Here is a 25120-nt window from a genome sequence, read left to right as displayed (position 1 = left end):
CTAGTGTAAAAAATGGCGACGGCCTGTGAAGATCATGGAGATACCGCGATTGTTCGCTTCTGCGATCACGTCATTGTCCTTGATGGAACCACCTGGTTGGACGATGTACTTCACACCGACCTTGGCGGCCACCTCGATAGAATCTGGGAAAGGAAAGAACGCATCGGAAGCAAGAACCATGTCCGAAGCATTCCTGACACCTTTTTCCTGCAGTCGAGGAATCACCAGTTTTTCAATACAGTCCACACGATTGGTTTGCCCCGAACCCAAAGTCACCATTTCAAATTCAGGTCCGCGCTGGGCACAGACTGCGATGGCATTGCTTTTTAAGTTTTTCACGCACAGGAAAGCAAAGGCAGCGAGCTTTTGCTTTTCAGCTGGAAAGGTATTCGTCGTCACACTTTTGAAATTTTCAGTCGAGAAATGGTCTTTTTCTTGCACCAAAGCTCCGCCTTCGATCGTTCGGATCTGCCAGCTGGATTTTTGCTCTAAAGTTAACGGAACCAGACGGCAGTTTTTCTTAAGAATGGCTTGAGCCTCCTTAGTAAAAGAGGGTGCCATAATCACTTCTACGAATTTGTCGGTAAAGAAAGACGCCACTTCAGCATCCACCGAGAAACTCAAGGCCAGCACGCCACCAAAGGAACTTTTCTCGTCACCCTTCCATGCAAGCTCCAAAGCACGCATCGGCGTTTCCGCAATCGCGAGCCCACAAGGAGTGTTATGTTTCACAACGACAGCGGAGGGATGAGCATACTTCCCTTGCCATGCCCAAAGATCTTTCAAAGACTGAGCGGCAAAGTCAGCATCCAGGAAGTTATTGTAGGACATCTCTTTGCCCTGCAGAGACACTTTGTGCGCCAATCCCTCAGAAAATGGATCTTTCAACAGCACAGCTTTTTGATGAGGATTTTCTCCGTAGCGAAGCTGCTGACCTGTACTTTGAGTTAAATAGCTCGCAATGGCCATATCATAAAACGCAGTCATGGTGTAAACTTTGGCAGCACACTGTTTGCGGTAATCCAATGAAGTATTGCCACCATTCTCAAGCATATTTGCCACGAACCCCTGATACTGAGAAGGCTCACAAAGTACAGTAACAGACTCGTGATTCTTTGCCCCCGCTCTTAGCATTGTAGGACCGCCGATATCGATGTTTTCAACACACTCTGTGAACTCACTGCCTTTTTCCACTGTTTGGTGGAAAGGATAAAGATTCACCACCACCAAATCGATCGGTTTGATTTTTAATTCTTGAGCTTTCGCCACATCTGCTTCGTCGTTACGACGGAACAAAAGAGACGACGAAATCTCAAAGCTTAAAGTCTTCATGCGACCTTGGAAGGCTTCCGGGTTACCGCTGATTTCCTCCACCGCTGTCACGGGCAAACCAACTTGTTCAAGGGCTTTGGCCGTACCACCGCTTGCGATTAATTCTACATTGTGTTTATGCAAAGTTTGCGCAAGTTCTATCAAACCCGTTTTATCTGAAACACTCAGTAGAGCTCTTTTAATTTTCATGACGACCTTTCAAATATTGCAAAGCACTTTTAAAAAATTCCAAACCCCACGCTTGTCCCGCGAAAGGCAGATGCCAATCGTGGATCGCTGCTTCCGGATGGGGCATCAACGCGAAGACCAATCCCGAAGAATCACAAACCCCTGCGATTCGATCGACGGCGCCGTTAAAGTTTTCCTTATAACGAAGAACGATCTGCTGATTTTTTTGCAAGTTCTTTAGAACTTCGTCGCTTTCGCAAAGAAAGCGACCTTCACCATGGCGAGCCGGCAAAGTAAAATTCTCAGGAAGATTTTTGGTCCATACACAAGGCGACTTGGCGTTGCGCTCAAGCTCCACCCACTGGTTTTGAAAGTGACCTTGTTCGTTTTTCACTAACGAGCAAGACTTTCGAAAGTTTGCATCCGGCAAAAGCCCCAAACGCACCAGAGTTTGAAATCCATTACAAATCCCCATCACCGGAAACTTTTTAACAAATGTTTCTAATTCTTTTTTTACGAAACGCTCCAGTTTTAACGCCAGGATCTGGCCGCTGCCCAAGTGGTCTCCGAAAGAAAACCCACCGGGAATCACCAGGCCTTGAAAATCGCGCAGCATCTCTGGTTTTTGAACCAGATCATTGATGTGCACTTTTTCAGCCTTACCACCTGCTAACTCCACCGCCCGTGCCGTTTCGTTTTCACAGTTAATGCCATCACCCCATAAAATCATAAAATTAGGCGTTGTAGACATTTAAAACTCCTTTAGACCAAAGGGATTGAAGTTCCGTGACTTTGACCGAATTCGTTTCGCTGTTGAAAGTCCATTTGAATTCGTCTTTGTCCGTGACTTGCCCAAGCTTGATCGAACAACGATCAAAGTATCTTTCAAACAGTGGAATCTTAGCTGCAGGAACACTCACAACGAACTGAGAGCCCATTTCAGACCAAATATTTTCCCATGAAAGATCACGCAGATTTACTTCCAAGCCCAATTGATTTCCAAAGCAGCCTTCAGCCAAAGCTGACATCAAGCCCCCCTCGGAAATATCGTGGCAGGAATTTAAAAGATCGTGTTGAATCGCTCCAAAGACTAAGCGGTACAAATCGCGATTCTTTGCAAGATTTGGATATTCCGGGTAAGCAGATATGGTTTCATACTCTTGCGAGAAAACTGAACCAATCAAAGACTGCGTTGGCTGACCCAACAGGTAAACTTGATCCCCGCTGTTCGCAAAGAAGCCATTCACCGTCTTACGCGCATCTGGCACTTGTCCAATCGCTGTCATCAATAATGTTGGAGGCACAGAAATCTTAACAGTCTCTCCGGATTTTACTTTCCCGATGAAATCATTCTTCATGCTGTCTTTACCACTTACCAAAGGTGCTCGGTATGCCAAGGCGGCATCATAGATTCCCGCACATGCACGAACCAATTGCGCCATCTTGTGTTCCGCATCTGGATTTGATTTTTTCGGAGTAGGATCCGGCCAGCAGAAATTATCCACCAAGGCCATCTTGTCGGGGTCAGCACCTGTCGCAACCAAGTTACGAACGGATTCATCCACTGCACGTTGGGCCATCAGGTAGGTGTCGTAATAAGAAAGTTGCGGGCATAGACCGTTCGATACCGCGACGGCATTATTCTCTGTGCCACCGTGAACCGATAAATCAATGACGCCAGAATTATTTGCGCCCTGCTGAGTTTTTCCCCCATAGGGTTTAACACGGGTGGCTCCTTGAACTTCGTGGTCGTAATAACGAACCAATGGTTCACGAGAAGCTACATTGGGGTTTGCTAAGACGGTTTTTAAAACTTCAGCGATATTTGCAGAAGTCGGAGAAACTTTCTTTTTAGGAGTCGCACGGAAGTACTCCGTGTATTCTTTAGGTCCTTCAAAACGGGCTTTCAATTCCATTTTACTAAGGCCGTCATGCAGGAACTCAAGTTCCAGTTTGGCCAGGGCTTTATCAGCGTAATAAACTTCAAAAGTTCCTGAATTCGTGAACTCACCCAGGCAGGAAGCTTCTACTCCCATTTTAGTTGCCAGATCCAAAAAGCCTTGAAGATTTTCAGGAGCCACCGCAAAGGACATACGCTCCTGGGATTCACTGACCAGCATCTCCCAGAATTCCAATCCGTGGTATTTTACCGGATGTTTTGAAAGATCCATACGTGCGCCACCGGAAAGTGACGCCATCTCGCCGATCGAGGAACTGACTCCGCCCGCACCATTATCCGTGATGGCTTGAATCAGATTCTTATCGCGAGCCATGATCGTGAAATCTAAAAGACGTTTTTGCGTGATACTGTCACCAATTTGCACAACATTTGATGCGACTTTATCATTGAGCTCTAAAGAACTAAATGTCGCTCCATGCACACCGTCTTTACCCAAACGACCACCCGCCACGACGATTAGGTCACCCGGACGGATTTCTTTAAGTTCACTGTTTTTACCGTGAACCAGTTTCGGCATCACACCCAAAGATCCTACAAAGATCAAAGGCTTCGCTGCGAATTCACTCGCAAAGCAAAAAGAACCATTCACAGTGGGAATGCCACTTTGATTGCCGCCTTCTTCGACACCTTGATGGACTCCGCGGAAAATAACGCCGGGATCTTTTAATAGATCAGGACGTTTTGGATCATCGGCTTTTGGGAACAGGTCAGATTTTGAAAGACAGAACACATCCATGTTCGCGATGGGCTTTGCACCCACACCGCAACCTAAAATATCGCGATTTACACCCAAAATCCCCGTGATTGCGCCACCAAAGGGATCGAGAGCAGAAGGACTGTTATGAGTTTCCACTTTCACGCAGACATTGACGTTTTTGTCGAAATCAACAATTCCAGCATTATCTTTAAAGACAGAAACCAGGTATCCACAATCTTGCAGCTTGTTGGTCGCCGCTTGAATATAGGACTTATAAAGACTTTTAATAGTTTGCGCCCCTAGCATCGGAACGCCTTTAACTTCCGCTTCGGAATATTCAACATTAGCAGCAAAGATTTTATGCTTGCAGTGCTCACTCCACGTTTGCGCCAAACACTCGACTTCTACTTCTGTGACAAAACCAGCCCAGCCCAGGGGGGCACGAGCCTTCATTTGCTTTGGAGAGGAAAAGTGCTCGATGATCGTTTGGATTTCCACAGCGGAAAGCGCCAAGCCACGCTCTTGATTCAAATTTTCAAGAACATCTGCTGTCAGAGGGAATAACTTTAATTCCGGCTTGTGTTCAGCTTCCACTTTCCAATACTCGTGGAAGTCTGCGAAAGAATTAGTTCCTTTAAGTTCTCCCCCGCGTTTTACCTGAACTTTTTGAAGCAAAGGATTTGCCAGGGATTGGAACAGGACTTTTTCAACTTGCGATTGCGAAAGATCCTGTCCCATTTCGATTTGCCAGCCACTGTGAACTTCGAAATCAAAATCCTGCCAGGACTTGGTCGCCCCGCCGGAAACCAAAGAAAGAGCCTCTGTCGCCGAACGAGCCCAGTTATCCGTGACACCTGCCAAATAGCGAACTTCGACATAAATTTTGTCGTCATGGTATTCCGGAAAGCCAAAATCCATGTCTTCAGTAATCGCATCACAAAACACCTTGTGCAGATCTTTTTTTAGATCCCACTGCTTAAAAGCCCCCGGTGTTTTCTCCATCAACCAAAAAACTCGGGAAAGCTTCAGGTCTTGAGTGGGAGCCGATGGATTGAACAGCTTTTTAAGATGTTCTTCCTGAGAATTTTCAATGCGACTGCGAATGGCAACTCGTTGCTTTAACATTCTATAGTTTCCTTAAAAAATTGAGTGGCAATCTGCCCCGTCACAATTTGTTCTAAAAATTCAGTATAAATTTGATGCTCCAGCCGATGGATGCTGGCTTTGAAATCATTAAAGGCATTAAAGCCTTTAAGGGACTGAGCGACTTGTTTCAAAACCGCGCCCGTGTCCATGCCCTCGTCAACCAGATGCAAGGTCACGCCACTTTGTTCGACTTTGTCAGCAAAAGCCCGCTCCAAAGAGTCTTTGCCTGGATAAGCTGGCAACAGACTTGGATGAATGTTCACCACTTGCGGATGACCGTTGTGACGATCCGCCAAAGATTGAAGGAAGTCAGCAGACAACAAACGCATGTATCCCGCGAGCAAAACCCAATCGATCCGGTGTTGAACTAAAAGCTTTAAGACTTCTTGTTCGTGATGAGCACGGTCCTGAAATTTTTCAATCACGTAAGTTTTCGTGTCTAAAGCATGGGCTTTTGCCAATACACCGGCTGTGGGTTTGTCACTCAAGACAAACTCAATGGAGCCCCCCAAAGACTGCATTTTTTTTATCAATGCTTCGGCATTGGATCCCGTCCCCGAGGCGAAAATGGCAACACGAACCGATTTCATCATTGAGCAATGTCCTCGCGGAAATACAAGCCTTGGAATTGCACCTTGCGCATTTCCTGGTAAGCAAGCGACCGAGCTTCGTCGCGAGTTTTAGCCAGTGCCGTCACTCCCAAGACTCTGCCGCCTGTATTTACCAAGGATTCATTTTTCGCTGACACACCAGCAAAGTAAATACGAGTGCCATCTGCCGTTTTAGCAGGAACTTGGATTGTATGACCCAAATCCATCGAATTTCCAGGGTAACCGGCACTCACCGCCACCACGTGAACGGAACGAAAATCGTGGAACTCCGTTTTTTGCTTTTGCAAACGCCCCTGAACGGCTTTTACCGACAAATCCAAAAGATCGCTTTTGATTCTTGGAAGCAAGGCTTGCGTTTCTGGATCGCCCAGACGCACGTTGAACTCTAAAACATACAGGCCGCTTTCCGTCTTCATCAAACCCGCAAAAAGGAATCCGACAAAGGGCTTTCCTTTTTGCTTTAAAGATTTCAAAGATTTCTTAAAGATATTATCGATTTCGGCTTCATCTTCCTTAGAAATAAAGTCACAAGGACTGAAAGCCCCCATGCCACCTGTGTTGGCGCTGAAGGGATCTGGAGTGATTCGTTTATAGTCACAAGCCGTGCCTAGAACGACAAAGTCTTCACCATCGCACAAAGCGAAAGCGGAAAGCTCTCGACCGATGAGACATTCCTCGACAAGAATCGGGAATCCATAGACCGCCGACAAATCTTTGATCGCTGCCAGTGCCGTTTCCGCGTTTTCACAGACCGCCACGCCTTTTCCTTGCGCCAAGCCATCTGCTTTCACGACGATCGGATTTTTAAAGTCATGTTGTGCGATAAACGCTTCAGCCTCACTCACTGAGTTTGCCAATTTAAAAGCCGCCGTTAAAAGACCTGCATCTTGCAGGATCTCTTTACAGAAATATTTGGAGGCTTCTAAATGTCCTGCCTCACGTGACGGTGCCAGACAGGCGATGTCGTTTTTTTCAAGGACTTCCTTTAAATCAGACAGAATTGCCGCTTCAGGACCCAGGATCACCAGGTCCACGCGATTGATTTTACAGAATGCAAGAATGTCAGGCGTTTTTTCTACGCTCGCACATTTCAATCCGGTCTTGCTCATACCGGGATTGCCCGGAGCAACCCACAAGGTATCAAGCATTTTGGATTCAGAAATTTTCTGTGCGATCGCGTGTTCGCGACCACCCTTGCCTACAACCAGGACGCGCATTGCTGTCTCCAGTTTTTAAGACTTGCTTCCTTTTCAAAGGGTGCGGTTTTGCCCAAAGCCCAAGCCATTTCATTGGCCAAGGACGTATAAAGCATCGTCGCAACTTTAACTTGTTCGTTATTCAAAACCTGCGGCTTTTCACCAAGTTCATTTGCACAAATCTCTTTCCAGTTATTTGTGCCGCGCTCTTTGGCGATATCTTTGGCTTTTCCTACGGCTTGATACCAGGAAGTCGGCGCATAGATTTGGCGCAGGAATTCCTTGGAGAGCGGAGCATTTTCGTAAGTCAAACGAAGCTCGTCTGGACCGATAGAGTCCACCAGGAACAAAGAACGACCGTTGGGAGTTAGTGAACCGAACGCATATTCAAACTTACCATCCCACAACTTCACACCGAAAGAAGCAAACAGCTTCTGTAAGTGATCCGCGATGTCCGCTGTTAGTTTTCTAACTTGCTCTAGCTCCCAGGATTCGATCACGTTAAGGTCTTTGATTTCCTGACGAGTCAGATAACGATCCGTGGTTTCCAATTTCGTCGAGAACTCAACAATCGGTGGACTAAAAGACATTGTAGAATCTGGAATTTGCGTCAAGCCAAGCTCCGCCATATACGCCGGGTTCTTTTTCAAACGATCTTCCAGAGAGTTTCCTTTACCAAGTAAGATACGAAAGATCACTTCCAACGGAACCAGGCAGTTCGTAGGTTTGTCTGAATAAACCGAATAATCGTAGACACCATTTTCCCACTCGGGACGAATGACAGCCACTTCGTTTACCAAAATGGAATCTTCGCTGTGAGGTTTCATATAGTGAGAAGAAATGCCTTTGTCTTTTAAGTGATCAAAGAACAGTCCTGCCATAGCAGCTAGAGCCGCCCCTTTGCGAGGAATTTCGTTTGGCATTTCGCCCCAGTCAAAAACCGAATAGCGATTGCTGTATTTAAAGAGCAAGCCTTCATTGGTTTTATAAATGTCTTTTACGGATCCACGGTAAAGCAGGTTCATGCCAAAGCCTCTTTCATCTTTTTGATTTGCAATAGGAAGTTCACGATATTGTTAACACCAACCCAGGCACCGCCCGTTTTAGCCACTGCAAAGAATTCGTTCGCCAGATCCGTGTTTTTTAGTTCTTCTTTTTCACAGATGTACATGCTGACGTTTTTTCCTTGGGGTTTTTCGCCAACCATCACGATCTCGCCTTGGCATTGCGGGCTGTTTGGATCAACCCAAGTAATTTCCATTCCCGCTTTCTCACGAAGGTCCTGCAAAGTTTTAGCAAGCACCGGGACTTCACTGCGATACGGATTCCAGGAAATCTCGATTTTGCCTGGATTAAAGGATTTTGCCTTTCTCAGGATCTCCGGAAGAATTTCGATTTGGTTTTCCATGACTGCTGCCACGGGAATATCTTTAGGCATTTGCGCGATCGAAAGAAACGCATCCATTCCACCGAAGGCACCATTGATTGCCACACCAAAAACAGGTTTCTTGGTCAGGGACGCAACCACACCCGGAAGATGAGCTGCCAAACCTGCTCCCGCCACGAATGCGTTGGCTTCACAAGTTGTGACCACTTCGCGCACACGTTCCGGATGGCGATGGGCTGATGCCACTTCCATTTTCACGTTACCGACGTTTTCCAGGGATTGACATAAAGGAGCGTAGACACGCTCGTCACTTTGACTTCCGAAAAGAACTTGAATTCTCATGGGTTCACCTCATTTTTGCCACCGCCACCGATATTGTGGCTGCGAGTGTTGATGAAATCTGCTTTTGAAACTGAAACGGGATAATCGCCATCCAAACAGGCACTACACATGCTTGGAATGCCGATAGCATCTTTAAGTTCGGAAAGTGGCAGATAAATCAATCCATCCACTCCCAAAAGTTCCGCCACTTGATCTTCGCTTCTTTGGTGGGCGACCAACGCTTCCCCTTCTGGGAAGTCGATACCGTAGAAACACGGGTTGCGAATTGGTGGGCATGTGCTGGCCAGATACACTTTATTAGCCCCGGATTCTCTTAATAATTGAATGATACGAGCTGAAGTTGTTCCACGCACGATGCTGTCATCTACTAAGAGGATGTTTTTGCCGCGAATTTCACTTTCCACGGGTAAAAGCTTTAAATTCACCATAGCTTTGCGAACTGCGGGTTCATTGACGATGAAGCTTCTTTGTACATAGCGATTTTTGATTAGAACTTCGCGGTAGGGAGTTTTTAAAACTTCGGCCAAGCGAAGTGCTGCAGCCCTGGCTGTGTCAGGGACCGGCGCCACGACATCAATTGCTATGTCTTGCTCTTGCATCTTGCGCAAAATTTCTGTCGCCAGAACTTCGCCCAAACGCAAACGCACGTCATAGACCGGTCTGCCGTGCCATTCTGTTTCTGCTCCCGCAAAATAGATCCACTCAAACATACAAGGACGAGCTTGTTTTTCCGATAGTGGGAAAGAATGAAAGTTTTGGTCTTTGTCGACAAAAACAAATTCTCCGGGCTTCAGATCACGGAAGTACTCGAAGCCCAGAGCGAAAAACACCTGTTTTTCAGAGGCAAAACAATAGCTGTATTTAATATTACTATCAGTCCTAGCGGCACGACTGTTTTCAGGGGTATCACTTATTTTTCGTCCAATTAATAGCGGACGAATTCCCTGCGTGTCATTGAAGGCAAACATGCCCTCGTCAGCCATCATGCCGACAACACTGTAGGCCCCCTGGACTTTTTCAACGACCTGTTGTGCTGCTTTGGCCATGACCTCGGCAGAAAGCGTTTTACCGGCTTCCAACTGATCGGAAACTCCGATCGACATCATATGTAATAGAAGTTCCAGGTCATTGCGGGTGAACGTCCAACGGCTGCGACGCTTGCGAACGTATTCAACAATCTCATTATAATTGGTCACGTTCCCGTTGTGGGCCATACCAATGCCATTGGGATAACTTACGATCAGCGGCTGAAGATCTGCCTTATCGACGGTTCCAATCGTCGAATAACGGGTGTGCCCCAAAGCCATGCTGCCTTTGATTTTCTCAAGCTTTTCCATCGGGAAAACTTGCGATACGAGGCCGAGATCTTTTTCGAGGTGAAATTCTCCTCGGGAGAAATCGAAACTTAAAATACCCGCGGCATCTTGCCCACGGTGCTGAAGGGCGAATAAGGCCGGGAACAATTTCTCCCCTGCCTTATCCTCTCCAATCAACCCGACAACTCCACACATCGATGGCTCCTAAAGCTGTGGCATCGTCAATGATGCCACTTTAAAAATAAAAAAGGCGCCTACATGGACGCCTTTATTGATACAAATATTAAGTTTTGATTGAAGATTTTTTGGTGACACGAAGGGAGTACGGCCCAGATTTTGGTGGCAGCACGGGTATGAGTCCCCCGATTCCCACTTCTTCAGTCGGAAACGCGACGAGAAATTTACTCTTTTGAGTCTATCCATCAGCATTTACTTGTTCCTTGAAATGCTGTCGAGGCTATCGACTCTGACAAAGTTTGGTCAATACCCCTAACACAATCCTGACAATTCAACGCAATGTTTCTTGGTTGCGCGAAAGTTCGCGGGTGCATTTGCGGAACACTGATGGAGTTACAAGTGGAGTCGCATCAGCACGCCGTCTTTCCACTTGCAGATCACTCAGAGATCAAACCGTCGCATACATCCCAATTTGATCGGCAAATGATCCGTCCTGCATTTTGAATGCGTTGGGTGTTCGACCACATTCCACGAACCCCATCTTTTTATAAAGTTGGATGGCTGGTGTATTCACGTGCATAACACTGAGTTCGATTTGAGTCAGGCCTTGAATACTGGACGCTTCTTTGAATAACTTCTTCAGCATCTGCTCACCAATCCCTTCACCTCGAAGATTTGGATGAACGGACATACCCAAATGACCTCGATGAAAGGTTTTATTTCTAGTTCCGCAACTAAAATCCATGAAACCAACAACTTGATTCTCGTACTCCACGAACATCAATAAATCCCGTGGATTTGAAACGTACTTTTCAACCCACAACAATTCTGCATTTTCAGGACGACTACGAAAGTCGTCTGCTGTGCTCAGAATATAAGGAGACGCTTCCGCAATTTCCGTCAAAACAGCGCGCAGACCGGGCGCATCGCTGACATGAGCAGAACGCAGAATGACAGTTTTATTCTTTTTTGTTTGAACAACGTCGGTGGAAATTTGCATTCTATCTTCCTAAGTCAGCGGCAATAGCATCATGATTTCATCGTTAAAGGTACCGTCCGCCATTCGATAGGCATTGGGGCGTCTGCCAATTTCTCGGAATCCCACTTTTTTATATAAATGAAAGGCCGTGTGATTTTCGCTCATAAGACTGAGTTCAATTTGCATGAAGCCTTCAATGTTTTTTACTTCCGTCAGGAGTTTTTCGAATAACAATTGCCCAAGTCCCTCCCCACGCATGGAGGAATGAAGAGAAATCCCCAGAGTGCCGCGATGACGGGTTTTTGCCCGCTGACCTCCCATGAAATCCAGGATGCCGACAATTTTGTTTTCAAATTCAGCAAGTATAGTGAGGCCACGCTCTGCCTCGTTATACTTGCGAATCCAAGCTTGCTCTTCTTCGATGGTTTTCGCCTGAAAGTCCGCTCCGGTCATAATGATATGTGGAGACGTTGCCGCGACTTCGATCATGGTGTGAATGAGGGATTCCGCGTCTTCCAAATCCGGTGATCTTAAAGTAACTGCTTTGTTTTTCTTGGTGATGACGTTCTCGTTTGAAATTCTCATGGCAACTCCCTCAGATTAGGATTTCGGATTTGAGGAGGAAAGTCAGCTTATTAATTTTTATGGGTTGTATAAGAGATTCGGAATGCGCGTTTATTCCAGACCGGACTAACTGCATCTATCTGTTTGTTGGCTATGATTTCTAAACGAATGCTGCGAAAAACTTCCTATTTTTGCGCTACCAAGAAGCAGCGCTTCACTTGCAAAATTCTAAGGATTTTATTCTTGCCAGGTTTTTTGCATTCTTAAAAGCGTCTCTATCGATTGATTTTTTCTCACTCGCGACCGGACTCATTCTGACTACAAACTCCGCATACAAACGATTTTCAAGACGATAAAGTATCGTTCTTCTACACATTCCACTTGCAGCCTCAAAATTAAAAAATGGGGAATTTGAGGTTTTAAAACCCGTGCTATAAGAATCTCACAAAGGAGATTTGTATGAATTTGACTGGCATTTGTAATCTTGAATTGATCGGAAGACTTGAAAAACTCGCGCAAAGTGAACGTAAACTGACGCATCTTATTTTATGCCATATCAACGAAATGGAATCTCGTCGCCTTTATGCGGAACTTGGGTTTGATTCAATGTTTCGCTATTTAACGACACATTTGAAATACAGCGAGGATGCCGCTTATCGCAGATTGAGCGCGGCTCGCTTACTAAAGAAATCCCCTGAGATTGCAGAACGACTTGAAGATGGTCGCTTGACTTTGACTCAACTAACGCAGGTTCAGTCAGCACTTCGTCAGGAAATTAAAAAGTCTGGCGAAGACTCTAAGTCGCTTTCAGCGATCGTTCCACAGATTTTGAAGAAAATCGAATCCAAGTCTTCATTCGAAACTAAGAAAACATTGGCACAGGAATTTAATTTTCCTATCGTCACTATTGAAAACATGATTCCTCAGCGTGATGATTCTGTTCGCCTGGAAATCACCTTAACCACTGAACAACTAAAAACATTGGAAACTGCGCGCGACCTTATGTCACACGTTCTTCCAGATGGAAACTGGGCAGAACTTTTGACTTTACTAGCACAGAAGCAAATTCAAAAGATTTTGGGTAAAGAGGCCTGTTCGAAATCTAATAGCCGCCCAGTCACATTGAATAAAGAACAAGGCGCAAAAAATACTTATAGAAATCCACCAACTGAAACAAAGTCTTTGAGTACTAAGCCAAATCAAATTGCTACTAAAAAATCAACGCGAAGCTTCTTGGTAGCGCGAAAACGCGGGCATATTAAAGTCACGTCGAAACGTGAGATTTTGATTTCGGCAGGATATTGTTGCGAATATGAACATCCCATCTCGGGAGTTAAATGTGGTTCGAAGTTTCAACTTCAATTTGATCATATTCAACCCGTTGCTCTAGGTGGAAGTGATGGCGATCACAACCTAAGAGTTTTATGCCGAACTCATAACATAGCTGAAGGCAACAGAATGGGGTTAAAATGTATGCGGTGATGCAGGCTGAAATTCATCTCGAAAACTCACCTCGGACAACTCAATGGATCAACTAAGTGAGACAAATGAACGACCATAAATCGGCTGTTTTTAGTCAGATTATATGCGAAGGCGTTGAGATAGTTCGATGAGGGAGTTTTTCAAATTTAAGTCGATGGAGCCGTCGGCTGATAATTGGCTTCGGGCGTTATTGATGACCATGGTTAATTCATCAGAAGGTAGCAAATCCATGGTTCGCAAAGTTTCGGTTAGATATTGCAAAACATATTCGCCGCCACTTGGGGAAACTATGAATAGAACGACCTTTTTCTTCATCGTTTCTTCGCAGATCAACCACTCCAACCCGTTTTTGAGAATTCCGGGAATACCGTGGGCATACTCTGGAGTGGCAATAACAATATAGTCGGATGATTGAGTGATTTCACGAATTTCTGCAATCAGCTCAGGAACACTCTCAAACTGATGACTTGGATCGAAATAAGGCAGGGCTTTTAATTCGACGGAATTCCACTGGGTTTCAGCGGGAAGCAGTGAGCGAAAAGCATTCAACAAGAGCCCACTGGAAGAGCCCTCTCTGATGCTGCCGCACAAACTTAGAATTTTCATAGTTAGATAACTGCTTGTTGGAATTCGATAAAGCTATCTTTCACCTGGGGCCAGAACCATTCCAGATTTGGATCAGCTGCGATAACGTCTTTGATTTGCACTTCGATGTCTTTGCGAGTTGCCACTTGCTTGCGCAACCAGAACTCAACTTCATCGTAACCCGGTCCGATCACCGTGATTTCGACTTTGTCCATAAAATGCAATAAATGAAGATCTTTGGTAGCAACGGAAGCACCCGCCACTTTGGCATTGATAAAATTGTGCACGACGTTCTTTAGTTCATCTAAAGAACGGTGATTGATTCTTCTCAGAATCAAATCCGCACGCTGATCTCGATTGACCCAGCGTTGGTGTAAGCCTCTTTGCACAAGGTTGATCAAAAGAGTGCGTAACACACTCGGTATCTGACGAAATTCATCATCAGACAGTGACATTACCTGCATCAAGTCTACATAGCGAGCCTGCTCCTGGCCGCGACGTAGCGAGGTAAGCACTTCGGGAATACGCAAAACTGATTCGCGAATCCCTAATAGATCAATTCCTGCTCCATCCGTGAAGTAGAGAATTCTCATAACTCTATCATGGCTTATCTTTCCGTTTTTAAAATGAAAATCAGAGCGTTAGGACTATGGTCCAGCATGTATTTTTTGATGCAGCTGCCCTACCTTTTTGGTACGATAGTCTGAGGCCCAAGGACTAGGTGCTGGAAAAAACAAAGGATTTGCAACTGTGATTTCACGTAACCAGAAAAATCAGCGTCCACCATTCGAAAAATGGTATGCGTATATATTATTCATCTTTATCGGTTACTGCCTTGCTGACCTGGCAATTCTTTCATATCGCGATCGCATGCTTCCACAATCTGCACCACCCGCTCACCCGAAAGCACCGCCAGTCACGACAAGCGTGAATCCGGGTTACTACAACAATATCGCTTCCAGAAATATCTTCGCTTCCAACGGCATCATCCCGGATCAGCTTGTAGACAAAAACAAGGGCGTCGAAGAAAAAGAAGCAGATCCGGTTCCGTCGCAATTGCCTCTGAATCTGATCGGCACGCTGGTGCATTCTATTCCTGAAAAATCCATCGCTTCGATTGAAATCCGCGGCAAAAACCAGGTGATTTCTTACTCTCCAGGAAAAGAAATCGAAAACATGGCCAATGTCGTTCGCATCGAAAGACAAAAAGTAGTTTTCAGAAATCTGAACACCAACCGCCTGGAGTTCATCGAGATCAAAAAAGAAGGTGCCAAAGTTAGCTTTGCAGCCAGCAAACCTTCTACGACAACATCTGGCCAAGAAGTTAAAAAGACTGGCGACAACACTTTCGCAATCAAACGTGCTGACTTGTTGAAGTACACGAATGATCTTTCCAGCATCCTGATGCAAGCCCGCGCCGTTCCAAATCGCGAACCCGGCACTGGCAACATCAATGGCTTCCGTATCTTAGATATGCAACCTGGCAGTATTTATGAACAGCTTGGCATCCAAAGAATGGATGTTATTAAATCCGTCGACGGAAATCCTGTCGACAGCCCTGCCAAGGCGATGGAGTTGTACCAAACTTTGAAAAACAACCCGAAAGTTGTTCTTCAAGTTGAGCGCAACGGTAAAACTGAAAACATGACTTATAATATTCAATAAACTCCCTCAGGAGGAGAGAGATGAAAAAACCCATCAAGCCCGTCAGCATAGGAATTGCTTCATTGATGACTGCATCTCAGTTGGTAGGAACCACTGCGCATGCTCAATTTGAAAATTTCCCTCCACCACCGCCACCTCCGGATTTTGGTAATTCGGATAACAGTGGCTTTGCAACTCCGGATGCACCAGCAGCAGCTGGTGGCACTCGCGGTGGCTCACACTCTTCTGGTGATGAAGGTCAGGTTCTGAACAAGAACCAAAAGCAAAAATTCGCCAAAGCCCCTACTGAAGACATCAACAGCGCAAACTTCCCTCAGACAATCGAATCTTTCGATTATCCGAACGTGGAAATTTCTGAGCTGGTTAAAGCGATGGGTGAATTGACCGGTAAAAACTTTATCGTCGACCCGGGTGTTCGTGGTAAAATCACAATCAGCGCTCCATCCAAAATTACAGTGGCAGAAGCGTACAATGCATTCTTGTCAGCTTTGGCGATCAATGGCTTCACGGTTGTTCCGTCTGGTGGCTTCTTGAAAGTTAAGTCTGCAAGAAATGCCCAACGTGACAATATCGAAGTTTATTCTGGTGCCTACTACCCGAATACAGATCAAATGATCACTCGTATCATTCACTTAAAGCACATCTCTGCAGCACAAGTGAATCGTGATCTGCGTATCTTGCCTTCTAAAGACGGCGAGATGAATATTTACGAACCCACGAACTCGATCATCATCTCTGACTACGGCTCAAACATTGACCGTGTGATGAGAATCATCAGCCAGTTGGACGTTCCAGGATTTGAAGAACAACTTGAAGTTATCCCTATTAAGTTCGCGAAAGCTAAAGACTTGGCAGACCTGGTAGATAAAATCGTGAACAAAGGCAGTAAATCATCTGGCTCCGCTCCAGGAACATTTACCGCGGGCGTTCCAAGATTCTCTCGTTCTTCTGGAACTTCTGCTCAACAGGGCGCAAGCTTCTTTATGGCGATCCCAGATGACAGAACAAACTCCATCATCGTGGTGGGTAATAAATCTGGTATCGTTCGTATTAAAAAATTGATCTCCCAGTTGGACTTTAAAATCCGCGCTGAAGATTCTGGTGGAGTGTACGTTTATTACGTTAAAAATGGTGATGCCGAGAAAATCGCACAAACATTGTCTGGCGTAACAAAAGATGCCGCTCCAAAACCAAGCACAGGCCCAAGCTTGCTATCCCCTATTGGTGGTCAAATGCAAGCGCCTCAGGAAATCTTTGGTGGTGATGTGAAAATCACAGCCGACAAAGCGACGAACAGCTTGGTCATCACAGCGAGCAAACAAGACTATGAAGTTGTGATGAATATCTTAAATAAAATCGATATCGCCCGCGATCAGGTTTACGTAGAAGCGATCATCATGGAGATGAGTGCTTCGGATCTTGATTCTTGGGGTGTCGGCTATTACCAATACGGCGAAAACGGTTATGGTAAAGTCGGCTTCAACGGTGGTATCAATCTTCAAGAGATGTTAAATCCAGTCGGCGGTACGGGTGCGATCTTGGGCTTCGGCTCTGGAAAAATGATCAAAGTCACTCCTCCGGGCGGCTCTGAAATCACGATCCCAAGCCTTGTGGGTTTCATCAACTTTTTGAAACAAACGAAAAAAGCCAACATCCTTTCCACTCCTACGATCATCGCATTGGATAACAATGAAGCTGAGATCGAAGTGGGTGATAAAGTTGTAACCAGCATGCAGCAAAACGTTTCCGGTACGAGCGGTACGGTGACGACGACGCCAACAATGGAAGATGCGACGATCAAACTTCACATCAAACCATTCATCAGCCCGTCTTCAAATTCGATCCGTATGGAAATCAAGCAAAGTGTGACGCAGCTTTCTTCTGTTCAAGCTCCTAAAGACTTCCAGAACAATACGCAACCGCTAGCAAAACGTTCCATCAACACAATGATCAACGTGAAAAACGGCGACACAGCGATCCTGGGTGGTTTGATTAAGGAAGACGATGTTGAAACAGTTGTGAAGGTTCCTCTCTTGGGCGACATCCCTATCTTGGGCTGGTTGTTCAAATCCCGCAGCTTGAATAAAACAAAAACGAACATGGTTTCATTCCTGACTCCCAAAATTATTCGCAACTCAGGCGACGTAAATGAGGTTGTCTCGAAACGTCTTGAAGAACGTATTGAATATATCAAAGGCCAGGGCGGAAAAGACCCATATGGTGCTAAGATAGATCCAATTTACAGAAAAGCTCAGGGAGCCGCCGCTCCGTCTGAAGACGTTCAAGAGTAGTTTTTTGCGGCAGTTCCCTTTAAACCGGAACTGCCTTTTCGATACCAAGAAGGAACTTTAATGGCCACTGTGGATGTTCTGACAATTCTTTCAAAAGCAACTTCGTTATCACAGGATCAACTGCGTTCTGTGCTTGCAAACCCCTCTGTGGTGAGACCCGTCACAGTCGGCGAAGCTTTAAACTCGAAAGAATTCTCCACAGCGGATGAAGTCGTCAGTGATCTTTGCAAAGAGTTGGGATTGGATTTTATCCGCGACATCCCGGTGGCAGACATCAATGCTGACTTGATCCGTGATATTCCGATCAACTATGCAAAACAACACCAAGTCCTCCCCTACAAGGATGAACCAGATCAGCTGATCGCATTGACCAGCAATCCGGTAAACCTAAGAGCCCTGGATGACTTGAAAGTTTTGTTTGGTAAAAAAGTTCGCCCACTTGTAACAACAGTGATCCGCATCCAGGATGCAATCAATAAAGTATACGAGAAATCGACGGCGAATCTTTCAGGCCTCGATGAAATCGACGAAGAAGATTACGATCTGGATGATCCGATCGTGGATCTTTTGGAAGCTGGCGAAGACGATGCGCCCGTGATCAAAATGGTGAACAGCCTTTTGTTCCGCGCGGTGAAGGAAAAAGCGTCAGATATCCATATCGAGCCCTATGAAAAAGACATGGTCGTGCGTTTCCGTACGGACGGTGTTTTGATGGACGTCTTTAAGCCACCTAAAAAACTGCAAAACGCCGTTACTTCCCGTATCAAAGTTATGGCGAACTTAAACATTGCGGAAAAACGTCTTCCTCAAGATGGTCGTATCCCTTTGAAAGTCGGCGGTAAAGACATCGACATTCGTCTCTCCACTGTTCCAACAGCCCATGGCGAGCGTCTGGTCATGCGTATTCAAGATAGATCGACAGTCATCCTGGAACTTGAACAATTGGGTTTTTCGAGAGAAAACTTGGATCGCTTGGATGATTTGCTTTCACGTAATGACGGCATCATGCTGGTGACGGGTCCGACGGGTTCTGGTAAGTCCACAACTCTGTACGGTGCTTTGACGAAACTAAATAAACCTGACGTGAATATCCTGACAGTTGAAGACCCGGTGGAGCAACGTATCCATGGGATTGGTCAGGTACAAACCAACGCTAAAATCGGTTTGACCTTCGCGGCTGGTTTAAGATCTTTCCTTCGTCAAGACCCCGACATCATCATGGTCGGTGAGATTCGTGACTTGGAAACGGCCGAACTTGCGATCCAAGCCTCCCTTACAGGTCACTTGGTTTTATCTACTCTGCATACAAATGACTCTGCCGGTGCCTTCCCGCGTTTGATTGACTTCGGGGTTGAGCCATTCTTGATCGCCACTTCCGTTATGGGTGTCGTCGCTCAACGTCTCGTACGTGTCCTTTGCCCACATTGTAAAGCTCCGCACGAACCGTCTGATTTCGAATTGTCGCTATTGGGAGTGACTCGCGAAGTCGCTCGCAACAGCCACATCTGTAAAGCCATGGGCTGCACAGAGTGTGGGCAAAAAGGATATTCAGGTCGTACGACGATCAGTGAACTGATGGTTGTGACCGATGATATTCGCTCTTTGATCATGCAGCGAAAAGACGGCGCAACGCTCAAGAAACAAGCCTTGGCCAACGGAATGAAAACTTTCCGTGACCATGGTATTGCCAAAGTACTAGCTGGTGTGACTACAATTGAACAGCTAACTACGAATACGCAACTGGATCTATAATATGCCAATTTTTGAGTACAAGGGCCTTACCCGCGACGGAAAAAACACCAAGGGTATCATCGACGCAGAAAATCTGCGCGCAGCCCGTGCTCGCCTGAAAAAGGACAATATCTTCGTTGTCGATATTCGCGATAAAAAGAAAATCGACACCAAGAAATCAAAAGGTCCAAAAGCCACTAAAGCCGTTGGCGTAAAAGACTTGTCTTTGATGACTCGTCAGCTGGCGACTCTGGTAAAAGCCAACATCCCTTTGGTGGATGCCCTGGCCGCGATCGCTGAACAAGTTGAAAATCCAACTTTATCAGAGGCAATTGCAGACTGTAAGAACATGGTTAACGAAGGTTCGCCCTTCGCAAAAGCCCTGCAAAAATACCCCACGATTTTTACGAAGATCTATGTTTCTATGGTTGAAGCCGGTGAAATGTCGGGTTCTTTGGACGTGATCTTAATGCGTCTGGCAGAGTTCACTGAGGCCCAAGCCGATCTTCGCGCCAAAGTTTCCAGCGCAATGACCTACCCGGTGATCATGTTGGTCGTAACCACCGCTTTGCTTTCATTCCTTTTCATATTCCTGATTCCAAAAATGGTGACAGTTTTCGAGTCCACTCCCAACCTGGTATTACCGTGGTACACGATCGCCTTGATCAACTCGTCACAATTCATGGTGAACTATTGGTACATCATCTTTGGTATCCTCGCTGTGGCTATCGTGATGTTTAGAAACTGGAAATCCACTCCATCCGGAAGAAATCAATGGGACGCTATCTCTTTGAAACTTCCTATCGCCGGTCCCGCAGTCAGAATGGTCGCAGTTTCCCGCTTTACCAGAACTCTCGCGACACTACTAACTGGTGGTGTCCCCATGCTAACTGCCTTAGACATCGTTAAAAACGTCGTCGACAACCACGTTTTAGCAGTCGCGATCGATGAAGCTCGCAGCAACATCGCAGAGGGTGAATCCATTGCAGGTCCATTAAAAAAATCCGGCCAATTCCCCCCGATCGTGATCCACATGGTCAACATCGGTGAAAAAACCGGCGACCTGGAAAACATGCTCACGCAAGTCTCCGACGCCTTCGACTTTCAGGTAAAAAACAAACTAGAATCCATGACCTCCCTTATGGGCCCGGTCGTTACGGTTCTAATGGGTATGGCCATCGCCATGATCGTATTCGCCGTCATGATCCCAATGTTCGAAATGACCAACATGGCAGGATAGGCGCACGGCGCCTATCCCGAAAATCGATAAGTCGAAAATCGAAAATAGAAGTTTCGGAATTGGAAATACAGGGACCGTAAGGTCCCTTTTTTCGTTCGCAGGGCTGATCACAAAAGTTAAAGAGAAACTTCAAGCTCCTGCCTTCTTCAGCTCATCGGACTTCGAACACGAGTTAAAGTGGAATTTAACAAAAAGTCGTATCTTGTTGTTTCGATTCCGAATTGGCACATTCTTTTGTCTTGTTGCCTCAGCACTTCTTCTCCGTTTGGTGTTGGGGAGGAAGGCTCGCGTCCGAGTTCCGCAGGCCATTCTGAAACACACGAAGCCACCAAACAAAAATCGAGCCACACCAAATCCAAATAACCAAAAAGAAAAAACGAGCGAGGATGTGTCCGAGGTAAGCGAGCCTTCCTCCCCAACACCAAACGGAGGACCGAACCCCTGTAAGACAACAAGACAAAAGAATGTGCCAAGTCAGAACCGAAGCTTTACCGTGATACCGGTTTCTGTTATGATTTCTAACTGTTAACAAGGAGTTTCGAATGTTCATTAGCAATCGCAAGGGTATGACTTTGATCGAGATCATGATCGTACTTGCTATCATCGCCGGTATCTCAGCTCTTCTTCTTCCTCGTATGCAAGGTGCTACAGATAAAGCAAAAGTAAAAGAAACTAAGATCCATATGGGTCAGCTTTCCAACGCTTTGCAAATGTACTACACAGATTGCAACAAATATCCGCAAACGTTAGAAGGTCTAACGAAGGCTGATCCTAATTGCAGCAACTGGGGCCCAGAACCCTACATCAAAGTTATCAAAGATCGTTGGGATCACGAATATGTTTACGAAGTCAACGGTGGCGAATACCACTTGAAGTCTTTGGGTAAAGATGGTCGCGAAGGCGGCTCTGGTTACGACACTGACATCACGTTGGAAGATTTGAACTAATCGTGAATCGCAGGGGCTTCACCCTCATTGAGGTGATGATCGTTCTAGCAATTATCGCTGGATTGGTTGTTATCGGAGCCCCTCGTCTGTTTAAGAAACAGACCAATATCAGAGCGACAACTCGTCAATTCATGTCTCTGACTAAAACCGTGCGCAACAAAGCACGGATCTATAATTCCACTTACCGCTTGGTTTTAAATCTGGATGGCGACAACGCCGGCACTTATTGGGTCGAAAGAGCCAATGGTCCTTTGCCCGTCGATCCTGATGCCGCGGAAAAAGAGCGCGAAAGACAAAAGAATAAATCTAAAGACGATGAAGCTCCACCGCCTAAGTATGCGATAGATACTTCTGTCTTAAAAAAGGAAGCTCACCTTCCCGATGGATTCCGTTTCACTCAAGTTGAAACTTCCTCTGCCAAGGAACCCATTACGACGGGTGCCGCTTACATTCACTTTTTCGCCGAAGGCTTTGTTGAAGCCGCTGCTGTGCAGATTTCCGGCGGAAATAATTTAGTTTGGACACTTGTTTTTAATCCTTTAACGGGTCAAGCTGATATCATAGAGAAAGCTCAATCGTTAAAGGATATTCAGCGGTGAAAAATAAAGGCTTCACATTGATCGAGACCGTGCTTGCACTGGTCATCCTTTCTTCAGGTTTGGTTCTGTTAGCGAACTCCTGGGGCGGAAGCTTTATGTTCGTGCGTAAAGCGCAGTTCGCAACCGAAGTCACCGCCCTCCTTGAGCGTAAAATGGCGGAGATCGAAATCGAATACACCGGCAAATCCTTAGATTCTATTCCTGAAGAAAAAGAAGACGATTTTGGTTCCGAATTTCCCCAGTACTCGTGGAAAATGGAATCCAAAGAATTTGAAGTCCCTGATATCTCCTCAACCTTAACTGCCCGTGATGGTGGGGCTGATGAAATGTCACTGACCCTCATGAAGACACTGACTCAGCATCTTTCAAAATCCATCAAAGAAGTCAAAGTAACTGTGTTTTATAAAGGTGGCAAAAAACCGATGAATTTTTCTGCCACTCAATACTTCGTCGATTATGACCGTGAAATTCCAATGCCAGGAGTTCCTGGTGGGGCCGGTCAATAATGAAAAAGTTAAACCGCGGTTTTACTTTGATTGAAATGATGATCACGATCTCGATCTTGAGCGTGATGATCATCCTGGTGGCGCAATCCATTCAGCAAAGTATTAAAATGAAAACCAAGGTGACGACTCAGATCGACGAAGTGTCTCACCTGCGTGATGCCGTTCGTTTGATTCAAAAAGACATCAACATGGCCTATCACTATCGCGATGTCGAAAAAGAAATCGCGGAACTTCTGGCCAAAAAAAGCAATCAGAACCAAGGACAATTAAACCCAGGCTTGGGTCAACCCGGATTTGTGAATCCAAATATGGGCCAGCAGCCCAGCGCTTTTCAACAGCAACAACAAAATCGCGAAGTTCCGCGCAAAGATCCAGAAACTCAATTTATCGGCAATGCTGAAACTTTGAATTTTGTGACTATGAATAATGCCCGCACGGTTCGTAACACCCAGCAAGCAGACTTTATCGAAGTCGGTTACGAACTAAAAGAATGCAAAAGCTTGGATCCAAATGGCGGCACTTCCAAATGCGTGTGGCGCAGGTCTTCCCCTTGGGTGGATTTGGATGTTACGAAAGGTGGAACGGAAACGGTTCTGCTTGAAAACGTCACCGAGTTTAAATTCCGCTATATGGGTAAGGGAAAACAGGATTGGGTCACTGACTGGAGAACTGATCAAGCTGGTGACGGCGCGACCAAAGGAAAATTTCCTCAAGCGGTGGAGCTCTCTGTCACCGTGACTAAAAAAACCGGCGGCAAAGATCGCAAGTACTCGATGCAAGTGATCGTTCCAATACACTTCACAAACAATCCTGATGACTCTTCAACGGGTCAAGCAACTCAGCAAGGTCAACAGCAACAAGGTCAGCAACAACCGGGAGGGTTTCAATAATGAATATTTTTAAACCCCTTCGCAACAGACGCGGCATGGCTTTGATCGTGGTCACTGCCTGCTTAATGTTCATTATGTACTTTGCGACGGAACTGGTGTCTGAAACGCGTATCGAGTACGAAGTGAACTCTGCGGGCTTAAATCGTATCAAAGCTTATTATGCCGCGAAATCCGGAATGCAGTTGGCACTTTTGCGTGTGAAAATCTATCAGCAGGCCCAAAGCAAGTTTGGCGCACAGCTTGGCAGCAACAGTCCTTTATTAAATATGATCTGGCAATTCCCGTTTGCCTGGCCATTGCCGGTTCCTGATGAACTCACGGCCATCGATAAAGACGCCTTTAAGAAATTGACCAAAGAATCCGCGATGGACGCAAGTTACATCACGACGATTGAAGACGAAGGCTCCAAGATCGACATCAATGACCTGACCTCCCCCTCTGAAACTTTGCGTAAGGTAACAAAGCAACAGCTTCTAAATATCTTCCAACAAAAAATGAAGGAAGATGAAGCCTGGGGTCGCGAACATTCAAATACAAATTTTGAAAAAATCATCAACAACATCGCCGACTATATGAGTGACAAAGCCACGTCTGCGAATGGTGGCGATAAGCGCGCGAACTACGCGAATTTGAATTCCGAAGCGCAATCAGACTATTTCCCACCGAATCGCGCCTTCCGCACTCTTTCAGAACTGCATTTCGTTCCCGAGATGACGGATGACCTGTTTGAACTCATTGAGCCCCGTATCACGATTTACGGCATGAAGGGCATCAATCCCAACATCGCAAGCAAAGAGGTTTTGAAATCTTTGGATCCAGGCATGACTGAAGAAGTTGTGACGGAAATTATCAAACGCCGTGATGACAAGAACCAAGGTGGTCCGTTCAAAGATGCCGCTGACTTTTGGAACTTCGTGCAGTCTAAAAATGCCCGTCTGGAAGGTAAAACCGACGAAATTCCTTTAGTATTTGATTCCGTCTTTAACTTCCGCATCCGCAGCACGGGTGAGTTCGCTCGTTCAACGAGCGAGATTACGGTTATTACGATGGACTTCAACAAGACTGTCGCGAAAATCAAAGACTACGTGGATAAAGACAAAAAGGCCCAAAACCCGAATGCCAATGACCCGAATGATCCTGCCAACCAAAATAAAGGACAGATCGGTCAGCAGCCTGGCAATCAAAGTGGCAACCAACAACAAAAAGCCGATGCCATCTCCAAGGGTCCTCCCCGCATCGTTTATTGGTCAGAAAGATAGCCCTTAGTCGAGTCCCTCGACTGAGGAAAGATTTTACTTAAGTCCAAAGG

22 protein-coding genes are annotated in these 25120 nt (G+C 45.9%); 10 read left to right on the top strand and 12 right to left on the bottom strand.

Features of this window, described 5'->3' with window-relative positions:
* The 10 genes from purH to HW988_RS07795 form a co-directional block, all read right to left on the bottom strand.
* Nucleotides 1–1521 carry a bifunctional phosphoribosylaminoimidazolecarboxamide formyltransferase/IMP cyclohydrolase gene (gene purH / locus HW988_RS07840; protein WP_181607003.1) on the bottom strand — a complete coding sequence of 507 codons (1521 nt, stop codon included), beginning with the start codon at nucleotides 1519–1521 and terminating at the stop codon, nucleotides 1–3.
* Nucleotides 1511–2251 carry a phosphoribosylformylglycinamidine synthase subunit PurQ gene (locus HW988_RS07835; protein WP_181607002.1) on the bottom strand — a complete coding sequence of 247 codons (741 nt, stop codon included), beginning with the start codon at nucleotides 2249–2251 and terminating at the stop codon, nucleotides 1511–1513. Before HW988_RS07835 ends, purH begins: the two co-directional genes overlap by 11 nt.
* The gene (locus tag HW988_RS07830) at nucleotides 2235–5282 is read right to left on the bottom strand and encodes an AIR synthase-related protein (RefSeq protein ID WP_181607000.1); all 3048 of its coding nucleotides are present in this window, start codon (nucleotides 5280–5282) and stop codon (nucleotides 2235–2237) included. Before HW988_RS07830 ends, HW988_RS07835 begins: the two co-directional genes overlap by 17 nt.
* On the bottom strand, nucleotides 5276–5896 hold the full coding sequence (locus HW988_RS07825; protein WP_255490268.1) for a phosphoribosylglycinamide formyltransferase: 621 nt from the start codon (nucleotides 5894–5896) through the stop codon (nucleotides 5276–5278). Before HW988_RS07825 ends, HW988_RS07830 begins: the two co-directional genes overlap by 7 nt.
* A complete protein-coding gene (purD, locus tag HW988_RS07820; protein WP_181606998.1) occupies nucleotides 5893–7131 on the bottom strand; it encodes a phosphoribosylamine--glycine ligase in 1239 nt (412 codons plus the stop codon). The genes HW988_RS07825 and purD overlap by 4 nt, the downstream gene beginning before the upstream one ends.
* The gene (locus tag HW988_RS07815; protein ID WP_181606997.1) at nucleotides 7113–8135 is read right to left on the bottom strand and encodes a phosphoribosylaminoimidazolesuccinocarboxamide synthase; all 1023 of its coding nucleotides are present in this window, start codon (nucleotides 8133–8135) and stop codon (nucleotides 7113–7115) included. Before HW988_RS07815 ends, purD begins: the two co-directional genes overlap by 19 nt.
* Complete coding sequence (locus HW988_RS07810) at nucleotides 8132–8839, bottom strand: AIR carboxylase family protein (RefSeq protein WP_181606996.1); 708 nt, start codon at nucleotides 8837–8839, stop codon at nucleotides 8132–8134. The genes HW988_RS07815 and HW988_RS07810 overlap by 4 nt, the downstream gene beginning before the upstream one ends.
* Nucleotides 8836–10350 (bottom strand): amidophosphoribosyltransferase, encoded by a 1515-nt coding sequence (purF, locus tag HW988_RS07805; RefSeq protein WP_181606994.1) that lies wholly within the window; start codon nucleotides 10348–10350, stop codon nucleotides 8836–8838. Before purF ends, HW988_RS07810 begins: the two co-directional genes overlap by 4 nt.
* A gap of 430 nt (nucleotides 10351–10780) precedes the next feature.
* Nucleotides 10781–11332 (bottom strand): GNAT family N-acetyltransferase, encoded by a 552-nt coding sequence (locus HW988_RS07800; RefSeq protein WP_181606992.1) that lies wholly within the window; start codon nucleotides 11330–11332, stop codon nucleotides 10781–10783.
* Nucleotides 11333–11341: 9 nt separating this feature from the next.
* Nucleotides 11342–11896, bottom strand: a complete 555-nt coding sequence (locus tag HW988_RS07795) for a GNAT family N-acetyltransferase (RefSeq protein WP_181606990.1) — start codon at nucleotides 11894–11896, stop codon at nucleotides 11342–11344.
* Nucleotides 11897–12334: 438 nt separating this feature from the next.
* Between HW988_RS07795 and HW988_RS07790 the strand changes: the two genes are divergently transcribed.
* Nucleotides 12335–13357 (top strand): HNH endonuclease, encoded by a 1023-nt coding sequence (locus HW988_RS07790; protein WP_181606988.1) that lies wholly within the window; start codon nucleotides 12335–12337, stop codon nucleotides 13355–13357.
* 99 nt (nucleotides 13358–13456) lie between these two features.
* On the opposite strand, the gene HW988_RS07785 is transcribed toward HW988_RS07790, so the two are convergent.
* Both HW988_RS07785 and HW988_RS07780 read right to left on the bottom strand, forming a co-directional pair.
* On the bottom strand, nucleotides 13457–13963 hold the full coding sequence (locus tag HW988_RS07785) for an NADPH-dependent FMN reductase (RefSeq protein WP_181606986.1): 507 nt from the start codon (nucleotides 13961–13963) through the stop codon (nucleotides 13457–13459).
* A 2-nt stretch (nucleotides 13964–13965) separates the two neighbouring features.
* On the bottom strand, nucleotides 13966–14535 hold the full coding sequence (locus HW988_RS07780; RefSeq protein WP_181606984.1) for a hypothetical protein: 570 nt from the start codon (nucleotides 14533–14535) through the stop codon (nucleotides 13966–13968).
* Nucleotides 14536–14692: 157 nt separating this feature from the next.
* Here HW988_RS07780 and gspC point away from each other — a divergent pair, with 157 nt between their 5' ends.
* From gspC to HW988_RS07735, 9 genes are all read left to right on the top strand, one after another.
* Nucleotides 14693–15607, top strand: a complete 915-nt coding sequence (gene gspC / locus HW988_RS07775) for a type II secretion system protein GspC (RefSeq protein ID WP_181606982.1) — start codon at nucleotides 14693–14695, stop codon at nucleotides 15605–15607.
* A gap of 20 nt (nucleotides 15608–15627) precedes the next feature.
* A complete protein-coding gene (gene gspD, locus HW988_RS07770) occupies nucleotides 15628–17898 on the top strand; it encodes a type II secretion system secretin GspD (protein ID WP_181606981.1) in 2271 nt (756 codons plus the stop codon).
* A 60-nt stretch (nucleotides 17899–17958) separates the two neighbouring features.
* A complete protein-coding gene (gene gspE / locus HW988_RS07765) occupies nucleotides 17959–19650 on the top strand; it encodes a type II secretion system ATPase GspE (RefSeq protein WP_181606979.1) in 1692 nt (563 codons plus the stop codon).
* Nucleotide 19651: 1 nt separating this feature from the next.
* Entirely contained in the window at nucleotides 19652–20869 is a 1218-nt protein-coding gene (gspF, locus tag HW988_RS07760) for a type II secretion system inner membrane protein GspF (RefSeq protein WP_181606977.1), read from the top strand.
* A 542-nt stretch (nucleotides 20870–21411) separates the two neighbouring features.
* Nucleotides 21412–21816 (top strand): type II secretion system major pseudopilin GspG, encoded by a 405-nt coding sequence (gspG, locus tag HW988_RS07755; RefSeq protein WP_181606975.1) that lies wholly within the window; start codon nucleotides 21412–21414, stop codon nucleotides 21814–21816.
* A 2-nt stretch (nucleotides 21817–21818) separates the two neighbouring features.
* Nucleotides 21819–22415, top strand: coding sequence for a Tfp pilus assembly protein FimT/FimU (locus HW988_RS07750; protein ID WP_255490267.1), 597 nt, complete (start codon nucleotides 21819–21821; stop codon nucleotides 22413–22415).
* A complete protein-coding gene (locus tag HW988_RS07745; protein ID WP_181606973.1) occupies nucleotides 22412–22921 on the top strand; it encodes a prepilin-type N-terminal cleavage/methylation domain-containing protein in 510 nt (169 codons plus the stop codon). Before HW988_RS07750 ends, HW988_RS07745 begins: the two co-directional genes overlap by 4 nt.
* Nucleotides 22921–23811, top strand: a complete 891-nt coding sequence (locus HW988_RS07740; RefSeq protein WP_181606972.1) for a type II secretion system protein GspJ — start codon at nucleotides 22921–22923, stop codon at nucleotides 23809–23811. Before HW988_RS07745 ends, HW988_RS07740 begins: the two co-directional genes overlap by 1 nt.
* Nucleotides 23811–25070: a general secretion pathway protein GspK gene (locus tag HW988_RS07735; protein ID WP_255490266.1), complete on the top strand. Its 1260-nt coding sequence runs from the start codon at nucleotides 23811–23813 to the stop codon at nucleotides 25068–25070. Before HW988_RS07740 ends, HW988_RS07735 begins: the two co-directional genes overlap by 1 nt.
* The last annotated feature ends 50 nt before the right edge of the window (nucleotides 25071–25120 follow it).

Source organism: Bdellovibrio sp. KM01 (genome assembly GCF_013752535.1).
In the GTDB taxonomy this organism is placed as follows: Bacteria; Bdellovibrionota; Bdellovibrionia; order Bdellovibrionales; family Bdellovibrionaceae; genus Bdellovibrio.
Note: the sequence above shows the minus strand (reverse complement) of the source record. Positions and strands in the feature narration are given on the sequence as shown.

Coding starts and splice junctions, on each gene's coding strand:
- purH (WP_181607003.1), bottom strand. CDS start 1,521: ATGAAAATTAAAAGAGCTCTACTGAGTGTTTCAGATAAAACGGGTTTG.
- HW988_RS07835 (WP_181607002.1), bottom strand. CDS start 2,251: ATGTCTACAACGCCTAATTTTATGATTTTATGGGGTGATGGCATTAAC.
- HW988_RS07830 (WP_181607000.1), bottom strand. CDS start 5,282: ATGTTAAAGCAACGAGTTGCCATTCGCAGTCGCATTGAAAATTCTCAG.
- HW988_RS07825 (WP_255490268.1), bottom strand. CDS start 5,896: ATGATGAAATCGGTTCGTGTTGCCATTTTCGCCTCGGGGACGGGATCC.
- purD (WP_181606998.1), bottom strand. CDS start 7,131: ATGCGCGTCCTGGTTGTAGGCAAGGGTGGTCGCGAACACGCGATCGCA.
- HW988_RS07815 (WP_181606997.1), bottom strand. CDS start 8,135: ATGAACCTGCTTTACCGTGGATCCGTAAAAGACATTTATAAAACCAAT.
- HW988_RS07810 (WP_181606996.1), bottom strand. CDS start 8,839: ATGAGAATTCAAGTTCTTTTCGGAAGTCAAAGTGACGAGCGTGTCTAC.
- purF (WP_181606994.1), bottom strand. CDS start 10,350: ATGTGTGGAGTTGTCGGGTTGATTGGAGAGGATAAGGCAGGGGAGAAA.
- HW988_RS07800 (WP_181606992.1), bottom strand. CDS start 11,332: ATGCAAATTTCCACCGACGTTGTTCAAACAAAAAAGAATAAAACTGTC.
- HW988_RS07795 (WP_181606990.1), bottom strand. CDS start 11,896: ATGAGAATTTCAAACGAGAACGTCATCACCAAGAAAAACAAAGCAGTT.
- HW988_RS07790 (WP_181606988.1), top strand. CDS start 12,335: ATGAATTTGACTGGCATTTGTAATCTTGAATTGATCGGAAGACTTGAA.
- HW988_RS07785 (WP_181606986.1), bottom strand. CDS start 13,963: ATGAAAATTCTAAGTTTGTGCGGCAGCATCAGAGAGGGCTCTTCCAGT.
- HW988_RS07780 (WP_181606984.1), bottom strand. CDS start 14,535: ATGAGAATTCTCTACTTCACGGATGGAGCAGGAATTGATCTATTAGGG.
- gspD (WP_181606981.1), top strand. CDS start 15,628: ATGAAAAAACCCATCAAGCCCGTCAGCATAGGAATTGCTTCATTGATG.
- gspE (WP_181606979.1), top strand. CDS start 17,959: ATGGCCACTGTGGATGTTCTGACAATTCTTTCAAAAGCAACTTCGTTA.
- gspF (WP_181606977.1), top strand. CDS start 19,652: ATGCCAATTTTTGAGTACAAGGGCCTTACCCGCGACGGAAAAAACACC.
- gspG (WP_181606975.1), top strand. CDS start 21,412: ATGTTCATTAGCAATCGCAAGGGTATGACTTTGATCGAGATCATGATC.
- HW988_RS07740 (WP_181606972.1), top strand. CDS start 22,921: ATGAAAAAGTTAAACCGCGGTTTTACTTTGATTGAAATGATGATCACG.
- HW988_RS07735 (WP_255490266.1), top strand. CDS start 23,811: ATGAATATTTTTAAACCCCTTCGCAACAGACGCGGCATGGCTTTGATC.